The 14,355-nt window shown below is 61.1% G+C and carries 15 protein-coding genes; 1 reads left to right on the forward strand and 14 read right to left on the reverse strand.

Going from position 1 to position 14,355, the window contains the following annotated elements:
- The first annotated feature begins 123 nt into the window (after window positions 1–123).
- The gene (locus ACLD1Y_RS29635) at window positions 124–1,344 is read left to right on the forward strand and encodes an MFS transporter (protein WP_429481229.1); all 1,221 of its coding nucleotides are present in this window, start codon (window positions 124–126) and stop codon (window positions 1,342–1,344) included.
- On the opposite strand, the gene gspM is transcribed toward ACLD1Y_RS29635, so the two are convergent.
- The 14 genes from gspM to hemE form a co-directional block, all read right to left on the reverse strand.
- Window positions 1,341–1,787 carry a type II secretion system protein GspM gene (gspM, locus tag ACLD1Y_RS29640; RefSeq protein WP_429481213.1) on the reverse strand — a complete coding sequence of 149 codons (447 nt, stop codon included), beginning with the start codon at window positions 1,785–1,787 and terminating at the stop codon, window positions 1,341–1,343. The genes ACLD1Y_RS29635 and gspM overlap by 4 nt on opposite strands.
- On the reverse strand, window positions 1,784–2,881 hold the full coding sequence (gene gspL / locus ACLD1Y_RS29645; protein WP_429481214.1) for a type II secretion system protein GspL: 1,098 nt from the start codon (window positions 2,879–2,881) through the stop codon (window positions 1,784–1,786). Before gspL ends, gspM begins: the two co-directional genes overlap by 4 nt.
- Window positions 2,882–2,883: 2 nt before the next feature.
- Complete coding sequence (locus ACLD1Y_RS29650; protein WP_429481215.1) at window positions 2,884–3,729, reverse strand: type II secretion system protein GspK; 846 nt, start codon at window positions 3,727–3,729, stop codon at window positions 2,884–2,886.
- Window positions 3,726–4,274: a type II secretion system protein GspJ gene (locus ACLD1Y_RS29655; protein ID WP_429481216.1), complete on the reverse strand. Its 549-nt coding sequence runs from the start codon at window positions 4,272–4,274 to the stop codon at window positions 3,726–3,728. Before ACLD1Y_RS29655 ends, ACLD1Y_RS29650 begins: the two co-directional genes overlap by 4 nt.
- A complete protein-coding gene (gene gspI / locus ACLD1Y_RS29660) occupies window positions 4,267–4,659 on the reverse strand; it encodes a type II secretion system minor pseudopilin GspI (RefSeq protein WP_429481217.1) in 393 nt (130 codons plus the stop codon). Before gspI ends, ACLD1Y_RS29655 begins: the two co-directional genes overlap by 8 nt.
- Complete coding sequence (gspH, locus tag ACLD1Y_RS29665; protein WP_429481218.1) at window positions 4,649–5,110, reverse strand: type II secretion system minor pseudopilin GspH; 462 nt, start codon at window positions 5,108–5,110, stop codon at window positions 4,649–4,651. The genes gspI and gspH overlap by 11 nt, the downstream gene beginning before the upstream one ends.
- A 4-nt stretch (window positions 5,111–5,114) precedes the next feature.
- Window positions 5,115–5,558: a type II secretion system major pseudopilin GspG gene (gene gspG / locus ACLD1Y_RS29670; protein ID WP_429481219.1), complete on the reverse strand. Its 444-nt coding sequence runs from the start codon at window positions 5,556–5,558 to the stop codon at window positions 5,115–5,117.
- Complete coding sequence (gene gspF / locus ACLD1Y_RS29675; protein ID WP_429481220.1) at window positions 5,559–6,764, reverse strand: type II secretion system inner membrane protein GspF; 1,206 nt, start codon at window positions 6,762–6,764, stop codon at window positions 5,559–5,561.
- 2 nt (window positions 6,765–6,766) lie between these two features.
- Window positions 6,767–8,215, reverse strand: coding sequence for a type II secretion system ATPase GspE (gene gspE, locus ACLD1Y_RS29680; RefSeq protein ID WP_429481221.1), 1,449 nt, complete (start codon window positions 8,213–8,215; stop codon window positions 6,767–6,769).
- Window positions 8,212–10,077 (reverse strand): type II secretion system secretin GspD, encoded by a 1,866-nt coding sequence (gene gspD, locus ACLD1Y_RS29685; RefSeq protein ID WP_429481222.1) that lies wholly within the window; start codon window positions 10,075–10,077, stop codon window positions 8,212–8,214. Before gspD ends, gspE begins: the two co-directional genes overlap by 4 nt.
- A gap of 4 nt (window positions 10,078–10,081) precedes the next feature.
- Window positions 10,082–10,546: a type II secretion system protein N gene (locus ACLD1Y_RS29690; RefSeq protein WP_429481223.1), complete on the reverse strand. Its 465-nt coding sequence runs from the start codon at window positions 10,544–10,546 to the stop codon at window positions 10,082–10,084.
- A 38-nt stretch (window positions 10,547–10,584) separates the two neighbouring features.
- The gene (locus ACLD1Y_RS29695) at window positions 10,585–11,121 is read right to left on the reverse strand and encodes a cytochrome b (protein ID WP_429481224.1); all 537 of its coding nucleotides are present in this window, start codon (window positions 11,119–11,121) and stop codon (window positions 10,585–10,587) included.
- 86 nt (window positions 11,122–11,207) lie between these two features.
- Window positions 11,208–12,668, reverse strand: a complete 1,461-nt coding sequence (gene gbpA / locus ACLD1Y_RS29700) for an N-acetylglucosamine-binding protein GbpA (RefSeq protein WP_429481225.1) — start codon at window positions 12,666–12,668, stop codon at window positions 11,208–11,210.
- Window positions 12,669–12,987: 319 nt separating this feature from the next.
- On the reverse strand, window positions 12,988–14,055 hold the full coding sequence (gene hemE, locus ACLD1Y_RS29705) for a uroporphyrinogen decarboxylase (protein WP_429481226.1): 1,068 nt from the start codon (window positions 14,053–14,055) through the stop codon (window positions 12,988–12,990).
- Window positions 14,056–14,355 lie beyond the last annotated feature (300 nt).

The raw sequence follows: 14,355 nt of genomic DNA on the forward strand, positions 1-14,355 counted from the left end.
TGGAAAGAATCATTAGCCAGCTATATTCTTTTTTGCATTGCCGGTCCTGGCACGCTCTCCCTCCCCGAGGTCCCCGTGAATTCTGCTGTCGCTCCACACGCTCAAGAAGTCCCACCCACCGCCCTGGATGACGTCGTCGCCCAGCTAAACGACGCGTTCATCGAAAAAGGCACGCCGATGTTCATGCGCACGGTGCTGGCGCTGTTCTGCGGTGGTTTCGCGACGTTTGCCCTGCTGTATTGCGTGCAGCCGATGATGCCGGCGCTGTCCCACGAGTTTTCCATCAACGCGGCGCAGAGCAGCCTGATCCTGTCGGTGGCCACAGCGATGCTGGCGCTGGGCCTGCTGATCACCGGGCCGATCTCCGACCGCTTGGGGCGCAAGCCGGTGATGGTCTGCGCACTGTTCTGCGCGGCGCTGGCCACCATCGCCAGCGGCCTGATGCCGACCTGGGAAGGGATTTTGCTGATGCGCGCTTTGGTGGGCCTGTCACTCAGCGGGCTGGCCGCCGTAGCGATGACCTACCTGAGTGAAGAGATCCATCCGCAACACATCGGCCTGGCCATGGGCCTGTACATCGGTGGTAATGCCATTGGCGGCATGAGCGGGCGCTTGATCATGGGCGTGCTGATCGACTTCGTCAGTTGGCACACTGCCACATTGATCATCGGCGCCCTGGCGCTGATTGCCGCCACGGTGTTCTGGAAAATCCTCCCCGAATCGCGCAACTTCCGCGCCACCAGCCTCAAGCCACGCAACCTGCTGGACGGCTTCGTCATGCACTTCAAGGACGCGGGCCTGCCGTGGCTGTTCCTCGAAGCGTTCCTGCTGATGGGCGCATTTGTGACCCTGTTCAATTACATCGGCTACCGCCTGCTGGCCGATCCGTATGACTTGAGCCAAGCCGTGGTGGGGCTGCTGTCGCTGGTGTACCTCTCGGGTATCTATAGCTCGGCGAAAATCGGCTCGCTGGCCGACCGTCTCGGCCGCCGTCGCGTACTGTGGGCCACCATCGTGCTGATGCTCTCGGGCATGGTCCTGACCCTGTTCACCCCTCTGTGGCTGGTGGTGCCGGGCATGCTGATCTTCACCTTCGGCTTCTTTGGCGCCCACTCGGTGGCCAGTAGCTGGATTGGCCGCCGTGCGGTGAAAGCCAAGGGGCAGGCGTCGTCGCTGTACCTGTTCAGCTATTACGTGGGCTCCAGCGTTGCGGGGACAGCGGGTGGGTTCTTCTGGCACTTTGCAGGCTGGAACGGCATCGGCGCATTTATCGTGGCGCTGTTGCTGGGTGCGTTGCTGGTGGCCTTGAAGCTGGCGAAGCTGCCGCCATTGGCCAAGGCCTAAAGCACCAGTCGCGCTTCCAGCAGGTTGTCGCGTTTTTCCAGGGTCAGCATCTGGAAGGCCCCGGCCTCTCGCTCCAGTTGCGCCAGCCACGCCAGCAGGGCTTGTGCATCGCCGCTGAGGGTCAGGCGCAATTGATCGCTTTCAACTTCAATCTGCTGCAGGCTCAGCCCTGCCGCCTCTGCGCTCTGGCTGATCTTCGAGGCCTGCGGCGCCCCTTGGGCCTGCAATGCCGAGCCTGGTTGGGCCTGCTTCAACTGCTGGGCCAATACCCACTGTCGCTGGTAGTGCTGCTCGGCGCTGGCCAGCCGCTGCTGGCTCGGCTGCCACGCCAACAGGAACAACAGCACGGCGATCAAAAACCACGCCAGGGCGCCCAGTAAAAAACGCTCGCGAGGGGCCAGCGCTTTCCAGGCGTGAAGGCCCTGCATCACCTTGGCTCTCATGATCGGTCCTCCAGCATCAACACCGCGTGCACCCGGCTACCTTCCTTGCTGGCATTGCCGACACGCACGGGCATGCCACTCAGCTGCCCGCGTTCACGCAACTGTTCCAGCTCGCTGAAACCGTGGGTGGTCAATTGGATTTTCCAGCCATCACCGCGACGAAATTCAATCCTCTCGACATTCACATCCCCTCCTCCGACCACTTGCTCGGTAAGGCCGACCAAGCGGGCCAACGGGGTTTCAGGTGACTGCGCACGGGTGCCCTGCAAGGCCTTGAACTGTGCGGCGAGATCGACAATTCGAGCCTGCTCCGGGTACAGCGCCTGGAAGTGCTCGACGCTTTGCGCGTAAAGCTGTTGCGCCTGCGTTTCAAAGTACTGGATACGCAACTGCATAAACCCCCAACCCAACATGAACGTCATTGCCGCTGCCAGCACGGCCGTTGACCAAGGCCAAGGTTGGCGGGTGGGAGCAAACTCGCCTTGCAGCAGGTTGATCGGTTGCCCCTGACCCCACAACGCTTGCTCGATCACCTCCCGGCTTTGGGCTTCGTCCAACCACTGCAAGGGTTCACCCAGCAAGGGTTCCAGTGCTTTGAGTGCGGACTCGGACATGGCCAGGCGCGCAGGGGCACCCAATACCCGGCGCCCCTGCCAATCCACGGCCGCGTGGCAGTCGGCGGGCAACACATCGGCATCCACATGCACGCTGCAAACGTCGATGCCAAGGGAGGCCAGCAGTTGCAGCAGCGCCTTGAAGCGCGCCTTGTGCGTCACCAACACCGTGTAACACCCTGCCGCGTCCCGACGCCCCGCGCATACATGCAAGCCTTCAAGGTCTTCACCCAGTTGCTCCTCGATGGCGAAGGCAATCGCTTGAGCGCTGGGACGACGCCTTGAAGGCCACGGTTCGCTGCGCAGGCCACTGCACATTTCCATTGGCAATAGCAGGTCAACCCGCTGCCCCGTCAATAACAGGGACGCATCGACCAGCGCCATCTGGCGGCTGTCACCGCCCGCCTGCCAGACACAACACGGCCATTGCCCCGAAGGCATGGCCAGGCCTTCGGCACTCAAATGCAGCCAGGTTTTCATCGCTAGATCTCACTCAAAGGGGCGGGCAATAGGCGTCGCTGCACCACGCGCCAGCGCCCGGATTTACGTTCACGCTCGACCTCGCTGGCCAGGCGCAAGTGGCTGGTACCCACGCTCACGTCAACGGTGATGCGAAACCAGCGGCTGCCGACCCCCAACCCGTGACTCGTCAGCCCAAGCCCGGCAATCAAAGGGTCGAGGGTGAAGGCCTGGACGCTGCGGTAGCCGTCGGCCGGACGTTGGCGTACCAAGGCTTCGGCGGTTGGCAGGGAAAGGCCTTCAAGTGTCGACAGCACCTGCGGTGACGTGGTGTTGATGTTCAAGCCCGCATCCCGAGGCAACAGGGCTACCCAAGGTTCCAGCTGGCGCAAGGTCTCACCGTCAACGCCCGGCAACACGCGCAAGTGGCTTAATGCCTGGCGCTCGCCTGTCGCCTGCAGGTCCAACGGTTTTAACCCTAGGGAATCGAGCAGGCGCGACCAGCGCTGCTGGGTGACCCGATCGACTTGCCCTGCACCGAGTAACGCGTTGAGGTTCAAGCGGCCGGACAGGTCTTCGATCTCCAGTGCAACGTGGGCGCCCTGCGCGTCGAAAGGCCAGGTGACATGTGCCCATGGTTGCCCACGGTGCACCGCCAGGGGCTCATCGTCACCAGCCGCCTTCAAGGCCAGCATTGCCCACGTTTCTGCCGACAATGCCAGTTGGCGAAGCTGCAACTGATGGATCTGCCGGGCACTGCCCTGCACCATCAAGTGGTGGCTGCGTAGCATGCCCGCCGTCAGCAGCAACGCCAGGCTCATCACCAGCAACACGCTGAGCAAGGCCACACCGCGCTGGCGCCCCTTCATGGGCGCGCCTGCGGCAATGACACGACGCGGCGAACCTGATCGAAACGGCCAACCGACACCACCACCTCCAGCGCCTGCGCAGGGTTGGCGGCGGCGTCCTTACCCACGGGCCAAACGTGGCTCCAACCTATTTGCGGCGCGAACAAGCGCCAGCTCAACAGGTCGACATCGTCGAGCAGTTTTTGGCGTTCGACCGTTGTGGATTCGGGGCTGCGGCTTTCGCGCCACAGCACTCGGTCATCCAGGCGGTACAGCACGTGCTGGCGTTCACTGCGCGGCAGATCCTGTGGGTTACGCCAGTTTTCGCGCTGCAGTTGCAAGGTCGTGGGGCCGAGGACAATGACCGATGACGCCAGTTGCAACGCATCGCGCTCGATAACCCCAAGGGCTCGCTGCAGGCGCCGCAGGTCCTGCCCGTGGCTGGTTGTTGCCTGCTGGGCGCGCACCACCGTGTCAAACAGGCGCCCACTGGCAAGGCCCAGCACGGCAAAGATGGCCAAGGCGACAACCAGCTCCAACAAGGTGAACCCTGACTGTTTATTCATGCTCGGCGGGTATCCAGCCACGGGTGTGATAGACCGCTGGCCCGCCGTCGGCAGGGCTGACACTGATATCCACTTCAAGCAAACGTGGGTCCGTTGTCGGTGCGAGGGTTTGCTCGACAATCCAGTCACGTCCATCAAAATGCCGCAGCAGTTGCTGGCGCCCAGGCGTTGCCGATTGCAGCCGCAGCTCGCTCAGTTGGTTGTCTGCTACCCAGGCGCACTGCACCTGTTCTTTGAGCCGGGCGTTCTGGCGCAAGGAGTAGTGACTGGCGGCGATCACCGCAGCGGCCAGCGTGGCGAAAATGGCCAGGGCGATCATCACCTCCAGCAAGGTGAACCCACGGTGTTTCGGCCGGGTCCGGCGCCTACGCTGTCTAGCCTTCAATCCATGGCTCCCCGATGCCATCGCTGACGACACTGGTCAAAACCTGCCCGGCGAACGCAAAAGACAGGACAAACGCACTGACTTCATCACTGCTCAGCGCCAACACTTGCGGCGCAAGCCGGTCCAGGCTCACGCGCAGCCCTTCCTGTTCCAAGTGCATGTGGACGTCCTGCGCGATGTGATGAAGGGCACCGGCCGGCTGCCAACCCTGAGGTTCAAGGCGAAAAACCTGATAGGCGTGAGGCTGCACCCGCAGCCCATATTCGCGCCCCTCATTAACGGCCTGTTCACGCAGTTGCTGGACCAATTGCAGCATCAAGCCTGCCTCCTGCCGCGCCTGGCGTGCCGGGCTGCTACCCGTTGCCAGGCTCACCGCGCCGAGCACAATGCCGACCAGGGCGATCACCACCATCAGTTCCAGCAAGGTAAAGCCGCGGCTCTGCCTGTGCATCGGCTCATTCACCCCAGTTGCCGATATCGGCCGCAAGGCCTTCACCGCCGCTCACGCCATCGGCGCCCAGGGAATACAGGTCATAGCCGCCGTTGGCAGAGCGCACGCCGGGGTTCAGGTATTGGTAGGGCGTACCCCACGGGTCTATCGGCATATTTTTCAGGTAGCCCTGAGGGTTCCAGTTCCGTGCGGGCGGCGTACCGGCGGGCCGCTTGCTCAAGGCCTCCAGGCCTTGCAGGGTAGAGGGGTAATGGCTGTTGTCGAGCCGGTACATTTCCAGGCTGGTGGCGATGGCCTGGATATCGGTCTTGGCGGCCGTGGCCTTGGCCTGGTCGGGGCGACCCATGAACTGCGGCACCACAATGGCCCCCAGCACACCGATGATCACCACCACCACCATGATTTCGATCAGGGTAAAACCCCGCTGTCCCCTACTCACGTTGAGCATTCAATTCACCAGTTGGTTAAGGCTTAAGATCGGCAACAGAATGGCCATGACGATCAGCAGCACCACGCCGCCCATCACCACCAGCATCGCCGGCTCGAACAAACTCACCACCAGCGCAATACGGGCGGCGAGGCTTTTTTCTTGTTGCTCGGCGGCGCGCGCCAGCATCGTGTCGAGTTCACCGGCGCGTTCACCGCTGGCGATCATGTGCAGCATCAGCGGCGGGATATCGCCCCCCAGTTCAAGGCCGCGGGTGAGCGTGCCGCCCTCGCGGACCGAGCGCGCGACATCGCTCATGCGCGCACGGATGGTGACGTTGCCAATCACAGCGGCGGCAATCTCCAGGGCATCCACCAAGGGCACCGCGCTTTTGCCGAGGATCGCCAGGGTGCTGGCAAACCGCGCGGCCTCCATGGCGCGAAAGACGCCGCCCAGCAGCGGAATGTGTAGTGCCAGGCGGTGCCACTGCCAGCGCCAACGCGGCTGGTTCAAGCTCCAACGCAGCGCGGCCCCGGCGACCAACAACAACGCCAACAACACCAGACCGTAGGTGCGCAGGCCGTGGCTGAAGGCGATCATGGCCTGGGTCAGCCAAGGCAGCGGCTGGCCACTGTCGATAAAGATCTTCACCACATCCGGCACCACATAACCGAGCAGGAAACCGACGATGGCCACACAGGCGAACATCAGCAGCGCCGGGTACACCAAGGCCAGTTGGATTTTTTGCCGGGAGGCCTGGCGGGCTTCGGTGTAGCTCGCCAGTTGTTCAAGCACATGCCCCAAATGGCCGGAGCGTTCACCCGCCGCGATGGTGGCGCGGAACACCTCGGGAAATGCACGGGGAAACACGCCAAGCGCCGACGCCAGGGACTGCCCCTCCATCACCCGGTCGCGCACCTGTGCAAGCAAGCTGCTGACCCGCAGCTTTTGGCTTTGCTGGGCGACGGCTTGCAGTGCCTGCTCCAAGGGCAAGCCCGCCTGGACCAGGGTCGATAACTGCAGGGTAAGCAGCGCCAGGTCTGCCGCACTCAACCCTGCTACCCGCACCGGCCCCCGGGCGGCGCGTTCGCTGGCAGCCTGCACTTGGTTGGGCAACAACCCGCGCTCACGCAATAACTGCCGGGCATGTCGCGGGCTGTCGGCCTCTTGCCGGCCTTTGCAGGCTCGCCCGTCGCGGTCCTGGGCGCGATAGTCGTAGGTGGGCATGGCTAGTCCTCCTGGGTGACACGCAGCAGTTCGTCCACACTGGTCAACCCCTCCAGCACCAGGCGGCGACCGTCTTCGAACAGGCTGGGGGAGGCTCGTCGGGCCTCGGCCACGAGCACCTGCTCGTTGGCACCTTGATGAATCAACGCAGACAGTGCAGGCGTGATGCTGACCAGCTCATAAATGCCGATACGCCCGCGATAGCCTTGGCGACATTGATCACAGCCTGCGGCCTTGAACACCTGGGGCGCTTGATCAGGGTCCAGGCCCAGCCGCCGACACACTTCGGCATCCGCCACAACGGCGGTCTTGCAGGCCGGGCAGAGCGTGCGTAACAAGCGCTGAGCCAGCACGCCGACCAGGGATGATGCGAGCAGATAGGCATCCACCCCCATATCCACCAACCGAGTGATGGCGCCGATGGCGCTGTTGGTATGCAAGGTCGATAGCACCAAGTGCCCGGTGAGAGAAGCCTGCACCGCGATCTCGGCGGTTTCCCCGTCACGGATCTCGCCCACCATCACCACGTCAGGGTCCTGGCGCAGGATCGCCCGCAAGCTGCGCGCAAAGGTCATTTCGACCTTGGGGTTGACCGGCGTCTGGCCGATGCCCGGCAGGTGATATTCAATCGGGTCTTCAACGGTGAGGATGTTGCGGGTCTGGTCGTTGAGGTGGGTCAGCGCGGCGTACAGGCTGGTGGTCTTGCCCGACCCGGTGGGGCCGGTGACCAGGAAGATCCCATGGGGTTTGCCCAGCAGTTGCTGCAGGCCCGCGAGGGTTGGCAGCGCCATGCCCAGGCGGGCCAGTTGCAGGCGCCCGGCCTGTTTGTCGAGCAGGCGCAGCACCACCCGTTCACCATGGGCCGAGGGCAGTGTGGAAACGCGCACATCCACTTCGTGGCCGGCCAGGCGCAAGGCCATGCGGCCGTCCTGGGGCACGCGCTTTTCGGCGATATCCAGGCGCGCCATGACCTTGATGCGTGACACCAGCAGCGTCGCCAGTTCACGCCGTGGCTTGAGCATTTCGCGCAGCTGGCCGTCCACCCGCATGCGCACCGTCAGCGTGTGTTCAAAGGTTTCCAGGTGCACATCGGAGGCTTTTTCCCGCACGGCTTCACTGAGCAAGGCGTTGATCAGCCGAATGATTGGCGCGTCCCCCTGCTGCTCCAGCAAGTCAGCGGCCTGTGGCACCTGGTCCACCAGGCTGAGTAAGTCCAGTTCATCGTCCAACCCTTGGGCGACTTGTTCGGCGGCGCTTTGCCCATCGCTGTAGGCCTGGGCCAGGCGCTCGGCAAAGGCATCGCCGGCCAGCACTTGCAACGGCAACTCGTGATCGCTCAGGCGCCGTGCTTCGGCAATCGCGCTCAAGGGCGTGTCACTGCGCACCACCAGTTGGCCGTCATCGAGCAACACACCAAAGCGCCGGGCAAAACCAAAGGGCAATGGCTTCATCGCGCCTCCGACGCCGGCCTGCGCGCATCGAACAATTGCGCCGGTTCATCGGGCAGGCGCGGCTGGCTTTGCTCGCGCAAGTCCTGGTAGCGCTGCTGGCTGATGCCGGAGAGGTCCTGGCCACTGCGTACGATGGTTGGCCGCAGGAACACCATCAGGTTGCTCTTGGTCTGGGTATCGCGGCTCCAGCGAAACAATGCGCCCAGGTAGGGAATATCGCGCAGTAACGGCACACCACTTTTTTGGCTGCGTACGCTGTCTTTGATCAGGCCGCCGATGACGATGATCTGGCCATCATCGGCCAGGATCGTGCTTTTCAGCGCACGTTTATTGGTGATCAGGTCCGAGGAATCGACGCCGGAGACGGCCGGCGCAATATCCGAGACCTCCTGCTCCACCTCCAGGCGCAAGGTCGAGCCTTCGTTGATATAGGGTTTGATCTTGAGGCTGATCCCGACGTCCTTGCGCTCCACGGTCGTGAAGGGATTGTCTGCACCACTGCCTGTGGTGGCGTAGGAACCGGTCTTGAACGGCACGTTCTGGCCGACGATGATTTCTGCCTCCTGGTTGTCCAGGGTCAACAGGCTCGGGGTCGACAGCAGGTTGCTATGGGTGTTGCTGGCCAGGGCCGAGATCAAGGCCCCAAAGCGATCAGTGCCGAGTTTTAGCACAGCGCCATCGGGGGCAACGGTATTCTCGTCGAACTTGAGGGCGCCAAGAATCGGGATGCCGCTACCCGAGAAATTTACAACGCCCTGGGCGCGGCCACCATTGAGCGCCCATTGCACGCCGAGCGCCTCGCTGATGTCACCGCTGACCTCAACAATCGCCGCGTGGATCAGCACTTGCGCCCGAGGCTGGTCCAGCTCCCTCACAATCGCTTCCAGCGTGGCGAGCTGGGCGGCTTCGGCGACGATCACCAGGGCATTCTGGCTTTCATCTGCCCGCACCATGAACGGCTGGGTGTTGGCAGCGTCTTTCAGAGCCGTGGATGTCGGCGTTGTCTTCGTGCCCTGCCCCATGGTGTCCAGCACCTCGGCCAATTGCTTGGCATCGCTGTAGCGCAGGCGAATTACCCGGGCATTGTCCAGGCGTGCAGGCGTGGCCGTGTCCAGGCTACGCGCCAGTTGCACCAGGCGCTGGCGCACCTCTGGTGTACCGACGATGACCAATCGGTTGCTGCGCGAGTCCGCCAGGACCTGAATGGCGCTGTCGGCATTCTGTTTGCCGAGTGAGGCTTCCATCAGGCGTGCGATGTCCGCCGCCACGCCGTGGCGCAGTTCGATCAGTTCATGGGTATTTTTGGCCCCGGAATCCAGCTGCCGGATGACCTCGCCAATTCGGCCAACGTTGCGCGCTGTGTCCGTAACCACCAAGGCATTGGCAGACACCGAGGGGCCGACATAACCGTTGGGCGAGATCAGTGGCCGCACCAGGCCCGCCAGGTCCGACGCGTTGCTGGAACCTAGCGCATAAACTTGGGTAACAAACTGCTGCGCAGCCGGCGCGCGCGCATCCGTGGCGCTGGCCTGGGACTTGGCCTGGGCAACTGGAACAATAAGGATCTGGTCGCCCTGGTCGATGACGCTGAAGTCATGGGCATCCAGCACGCTGTAGAACAGGCGCCGCACACCTTCGCGGTCCAGCGCCTGGCGGGACATGACCGTAATGCGCCCCTGGATTTTCGGATCGAGGATTACCGTGGTGTCGAGGATGGTCGACATTTCCTCGACCACATCGCGCAGTTCGGCGTTATTCATCGTCAGTTGCCAGCGCTGCTCCGTGCCTGACGAGGGCCCGCCATACAAGGCGAACGCGACAAAGGCGACCGCCCGGACACGCTGCCCGATCATGCTGTTCATGAACCTATTCACTCCTCGATGTTTCGACCGTGGGCCGCAGATGACGGGACGCGGCCGCCTGTCGGTGGGTGTCGGCAGGTTGGAGAAAACGCGGGCCTGCGGGGTAAAGGCTCAATCGCTCTTCACGCCCTTGGCGCCACAACACCACATGTGCAGGCTCGATACGGCGCAACAAACTGCCACCCGGCAAGCGCTCGCCAGCACGATAAAAGCGCTCGCCGTCGGGCCCGGCCAGCAAGGCGCGTGACTCGCTGTCACGGGCGACCACTGTGGCCCGCAGGGTCAGCGGTTCAGCACTGTCCAAGACACTGCCTTGAGTGGTCAGGCCAAGCACCGTCGCCACTGCCTGGGTGTTGAGCGCGGAGGGTGGCGTAAGCGTGGGCAACGGTGCAGGCATGGTTTGCACAGTGGCCCATTGCGCCCGGCGGAACTGCCATTCCTGCCACCCAAGCACTCCCCCATAGCTCATGGGCAGCATCAGGAGGAGTACCCGCCAACCTGTCGGCATCACCGGGCGTCCGCCCCTTGGGAGAAAGACATATTTTTGAGGACCCTACGGCCACACACTTCATGTTTGATAACGGCCCCCACATGCATGGCAATCAGGGCCAGCAAGGCGATACAGGCCTGGATATGCACCCGCATGAAATACTCAATAGCCGCCGGGTCAGTTAACAGTTGGGCGACCACCAAGACGTCAAATATGTTGATCGGACGGTCCATCATCAAAACGCCCGTCACCAGCACAACACCCACCATCACATACATTGCCTTGTGAACTAACAAGGCTATGTATTCGTTGACGGACCGCGTTTGGCCACACGTGGAAAACCCATGCATGAAAGAGCTATAGACCCTGAGCACAAACACGGGAATATAAAGCGACGTCAGAGATACATTAACAAAGCCCACCCACGCTTTAGTGACTGGCGCAACGTCAAAGAGCGCAACGTAAAAACCGGACAACATGGCCCACAAAATAACAGCCGCCGAGATCCAATGAAGCACAATTTGGACAGGCGTATAGCGCGTGCACTTTTCCAACTGAAGTTCCGTACTTAAAAAACATTACACACTAAAAATACCCGGGCAAATTCAGATGAACTTGCCCAGGCTTAGTCAACTAACGGTTAGAGCTGGTCCCAGGCATCTTGCCAATGGTGACCAACACCCGGCTCATAGCCGTTGGCAGTAGGGATGTATTGTTTGCAGTAGCCCGACACAGGGAACGGCTTGCACTCGTAGACTTCACCCGTTTGCGGGTGCAGCACGCGAGTACCGGCAGTGTAAGTTTCCAGGCCTTGCGGGAACACGAAATGGTAGTCGTGCGCACCGCCTTCACCTGTCAGATTGAGCGGCTTGGAATCCTGGAGAACAGTACGACCATCAGTGGTAGTACCAATCAGCTTCACAACGTGAGCACCAGGCTCGGAGCGCACATCAATTGCGAGCCAGTTGCCGGAACCCTGTACCAGGGTTTTCACAGTGCCGACCGCTTTGTTGTTGGCGTTGTACAAGGTGGCTTCAACGTTCATTTCGCGGTTGGCGAGCACGGTGAAGTTCATGGTCGTGCGGCCTTTTTCCAGCTGATACTCCTCAGCAACCGATGATAAGAGCATTTTGGCGTCCTTATCCTGTTGCATCTGCGGAGCGACTTCGTAACGAACTACGCCGCTGTCTTTCTGGGCATACAGGTTATTTTGGCCTTTGACCGGCACAACATTGCCCTGCTCGTCGCGGATGCCCGCTTGAATCAAGGACTGGGTCTTGTTGATGGTTTCTGCCAGCTTGAACGCCCAATTCTCAGGTTTGCCTTCTTCGGCGTTATCAATGCTGATTTCAACCGAGTGTGCAGCGCTCTCGCCATTTGCGGTAAAGGCACGGGCCTTGACCTTGTCGCCAGGCAGCAATGGGGTGGAGGCCCCCGTGCTGCCAACATTGCTCCAGCCGCCTGGCAGATCAGCTTCGGCAATGATGTTCACGTCAACAACGTTGTAGAACGCGGCATCGGTGTCACCAACGGTCCAGATACCGAGAAGAACGTGAGAGCCGTTTTTGTCCTGAGGAATGACACACTCATGCTTGGCACCCGGTGTTGGCAGCACGTTGCCACCGTCGACCGAGCAGAACGGGGTGCTTTCAAACGAAGCACGTGTGAGCGGTAGGTTAGGGTTCCAGCCATTGCGGGTGACGAAGTACTCATGCTTGGTCGCCGGATGGGGCGCGGTGTACTTCCAATCGAACTTTATCGTGCGATCTTTGATTTCGGTCTTGTACCAACGGTCGGCCGACTGGACGTCCATGGCTGCGAACAGGCCATGTCCACCACTGGCAATCTTCCCATCAACTGGACCCTGCAACGGCGCGCCGCCGACTCCGGCAGGGAAACCCTTGAAGGTTTCACCCACGCTCTGTGGCTCATACTGTGCACCACCGCAATCCTTGTTCAGGCCTTTCTGGCACTGCAATGCGCGTGATGGCGGGTCATTTAGATAACCGTGTGCCTGAACCCCTTGGGTGGGCAGCAACAAAGCACTCAACAAGGCGAGCGAGGACGCACCGCCCCAACGGGACAATTCTTTCTTGATCATAAAATTTCGACCCAACTTAACGACCTGACAAAACCCATATCGACGATATGGACGACGTTCTACGGTTGCTGTAACACAAGCGGGGCGAAGTTTTATAAATTACAAGAAACCTGTATGTAGGACAAATTGCATTATCAACATAGAAGTTTCCCAACAAGCCACATAAACCACACAACTATAAGACCATTCTTACAACTAATGCATTCTTCAAACAGAATTAGGTGCACGCCAAACACAATATAAACGCAATAAACATTGAGCAGCATGTATAGGCATCACCCTCTTGAAAAAGACGGTGATGCCGTTCAAGCACTGGGTATTACTGGTGATATTGCGCGGACAACTCATGTACCGCTTGCAAGAACGCACCCGCATGCTCCGGGTTCACTTCCGGCGTGATGCCATGACCCAGGTTGAACACGTGCCCGGTACCCTTGCCGTAGCTGGCCAGGATACGGCCGACTTCGGTGCGGATCGCTTCCGGCTTGGCGTACAGCACGGTGGGGTCCATGTTGCCTTGCAGTGCCACGCGGTTGCCCACACGCTGACGGGCTTCGCCCAGGTCGCAGGTCCAGTCCAGGCCCAGGGCATCGGCGCCTGCATCGGCAATGCTTTCCAACCACAGGCCGCCGCCCTTGGTGAACATGATCACGGGCACCTTACGGCCTTCGTGTTCACGGATAAGGCCGCTGACGATCTTGCGCATGTAGGCCAGGGAGAACTCCTGGTACGCCGCCGCCGACAGGTTGCCACCCCAGGTGTCGAAGATCTGCACCGCTTGTGCACCGGCCATGATCTGGCCGTTGAGGTAGGAGGTGACCGACTGCGCCAGCTTGTCCAGCAGCAGGTGCATGGCCTGTGGGTTGTCGTAGAGCATGGCCTTGGTCTTGCGGAAGTCTTTGGACGAGCCGCCTTCGACCATGTAGGTGGCCAGGGTCCATGGGCTGCCAGAGAAGCCGATCAGTGGCACGCGGCCGTTAAGCTCGCGGCGGATGGTGCTTACGGCGTCCATCACGTAGCCGAGGTCTTTGTGCGGATCAGGGATCGGCAGGGCTTCGATGTCGGCCAGGGTGCTCACGACTTTCTTGAAACGCGGGCCTTCGCCGGTTTCGAAATACAGGCCTTGGCCCATGGCATCAGGAATGGTGAGGATGTCGGAAAACAGGATGGCCGCGTCCAGTTGCGGGTAGCGGTCCAGCGGCTGCATCGTGACTTCGCAGGCGAACTCCGGGTTCATGCACAGGCTCATGAAGTCGCCGGCGTTGGCGCGACTGGCGCGGTATTCCGGCAGGTAGCGACCGGCCTGGCGCATCATCCACACGGGGGTGACGTCCACGGGTTGCTTGAGCAGGGCACGAAGGAAACGGTCGTTCTTGAGGGCAGTCATGTCGGCATCCGCAAAAAAAGTGCGGGCATTTTCTCAGAGCCGAGCGCAAAAGGCACGGAATGGGCCGTGCCTTTTATCTATTGGGTTGATTTGCGGCAATAACTTGAACCTGCGCAAAACAAATGTGGGAGCTGGCTTGCCTGCGATTGCGGTGGTTCAGTCGATACATCCGGTGACTGTTACATCGCTATCGCAGGCAAGCTGAACTGGCCTAATGAATTTGGACACATCAATAGGGCGCTATGATGGCGCCCAAACCCGAGGTGTGCAGATGATGCGAAAGTCCTATTCCAGCGAGTT

This window comes from Pseudomonas sp. 18175, from assembly GCF_050432925.1.
Lineage (GTDB): Bacteria > Pseudomonadota > Gammaproteobacteria > Pseudomonadales > Pseudomonadaceae > Aquipseudomonas.

Bases quoted from the DNA above. Each gene is read 5' to 3' on its own strand.
- gspM (WP_429481213.1), bottom strand. From the start codon at position 1,787: ATGAGAGCCAAGGTGATGCAGGGCCTTCACGCCTGGAAAGCGCTGGCC.
- gspD (WP_429481222.1), bottom strand. From the start codon at position 10,077: ATGAACAGCATGATCGGGCAGCGTGTCCGGGCGGTCGCCTTTGTCGCG.
- ACLD1Y_RS29690 (WP_429481223.1), bottom strand. From the start codon at position 10,546: ATGAGCTATGGGGGAGTGCTTGGGTGGCAGGAATGGCAGTTCCGCCGG.
- ACLD1Y_RS29650 (WP_429481215.1), bottom strand. From the start codon at position 3,729: ATGAAGGGGCGCCAGCGCGGTGTGGCCTTGCTCAGCGTGTTGCTGGTG.
- gspH (WP_429481218.1), bottom strand. From the start codon at position 5,110: ATGCACAGGCAGAGCCGCGGCTTTACCTTGCTGGAACTGATGGTGGTG.
- gspG (WP_429481219.1), bottom strand. From the start codon at position 5,558: ATGCTCAACGTGAGTAGGGGACAGCGGGGTTTTACCCTGATCGAAATC.
- ACLD1Y_RS29655 (WP_429481216.1), bottom strand. From the start codon at position 4,274: ATGAATAAACAGTCAGGGTTCACCTTGTTGGAGCTGGTTGTCGCCTTG.
- gspF (WP_429481220.1), bottom strand. From the start codon at position 6,764: ATGCCCACCTACGACTATCGCGCCCAGGACCGCGACGGGCGAGCCTGC.
- gspL (WP_429481214.1), bottom strand. From the start codon at position 2,881: ATGAAAACCTGGCTGCATTTGAGTGCCGAAGGCCTGGCCATGCCTTCG.
- hemE (WP_429481226.1), bottom strand. From the start codon at position 14,055: ATGACTGCCCTCAAGAACGACCGTTTCCTTCGTGCCCTGCTCAAGCAA.
- gbpA (WP_429481225.1), bottom strand. From the start codon at position 12,668: ATGATCAAGAAAGAATTGTCCCGTTGGGGCGGTGCGTCCTCGCTCGCC.
- gspE (WP_429481221.1), bottom strand. From the start codon at position 8,215: ATGAAGCCATTGCCCTTTGGTTTTGCCCGGCGCTTTGGTGTGTTGCTC.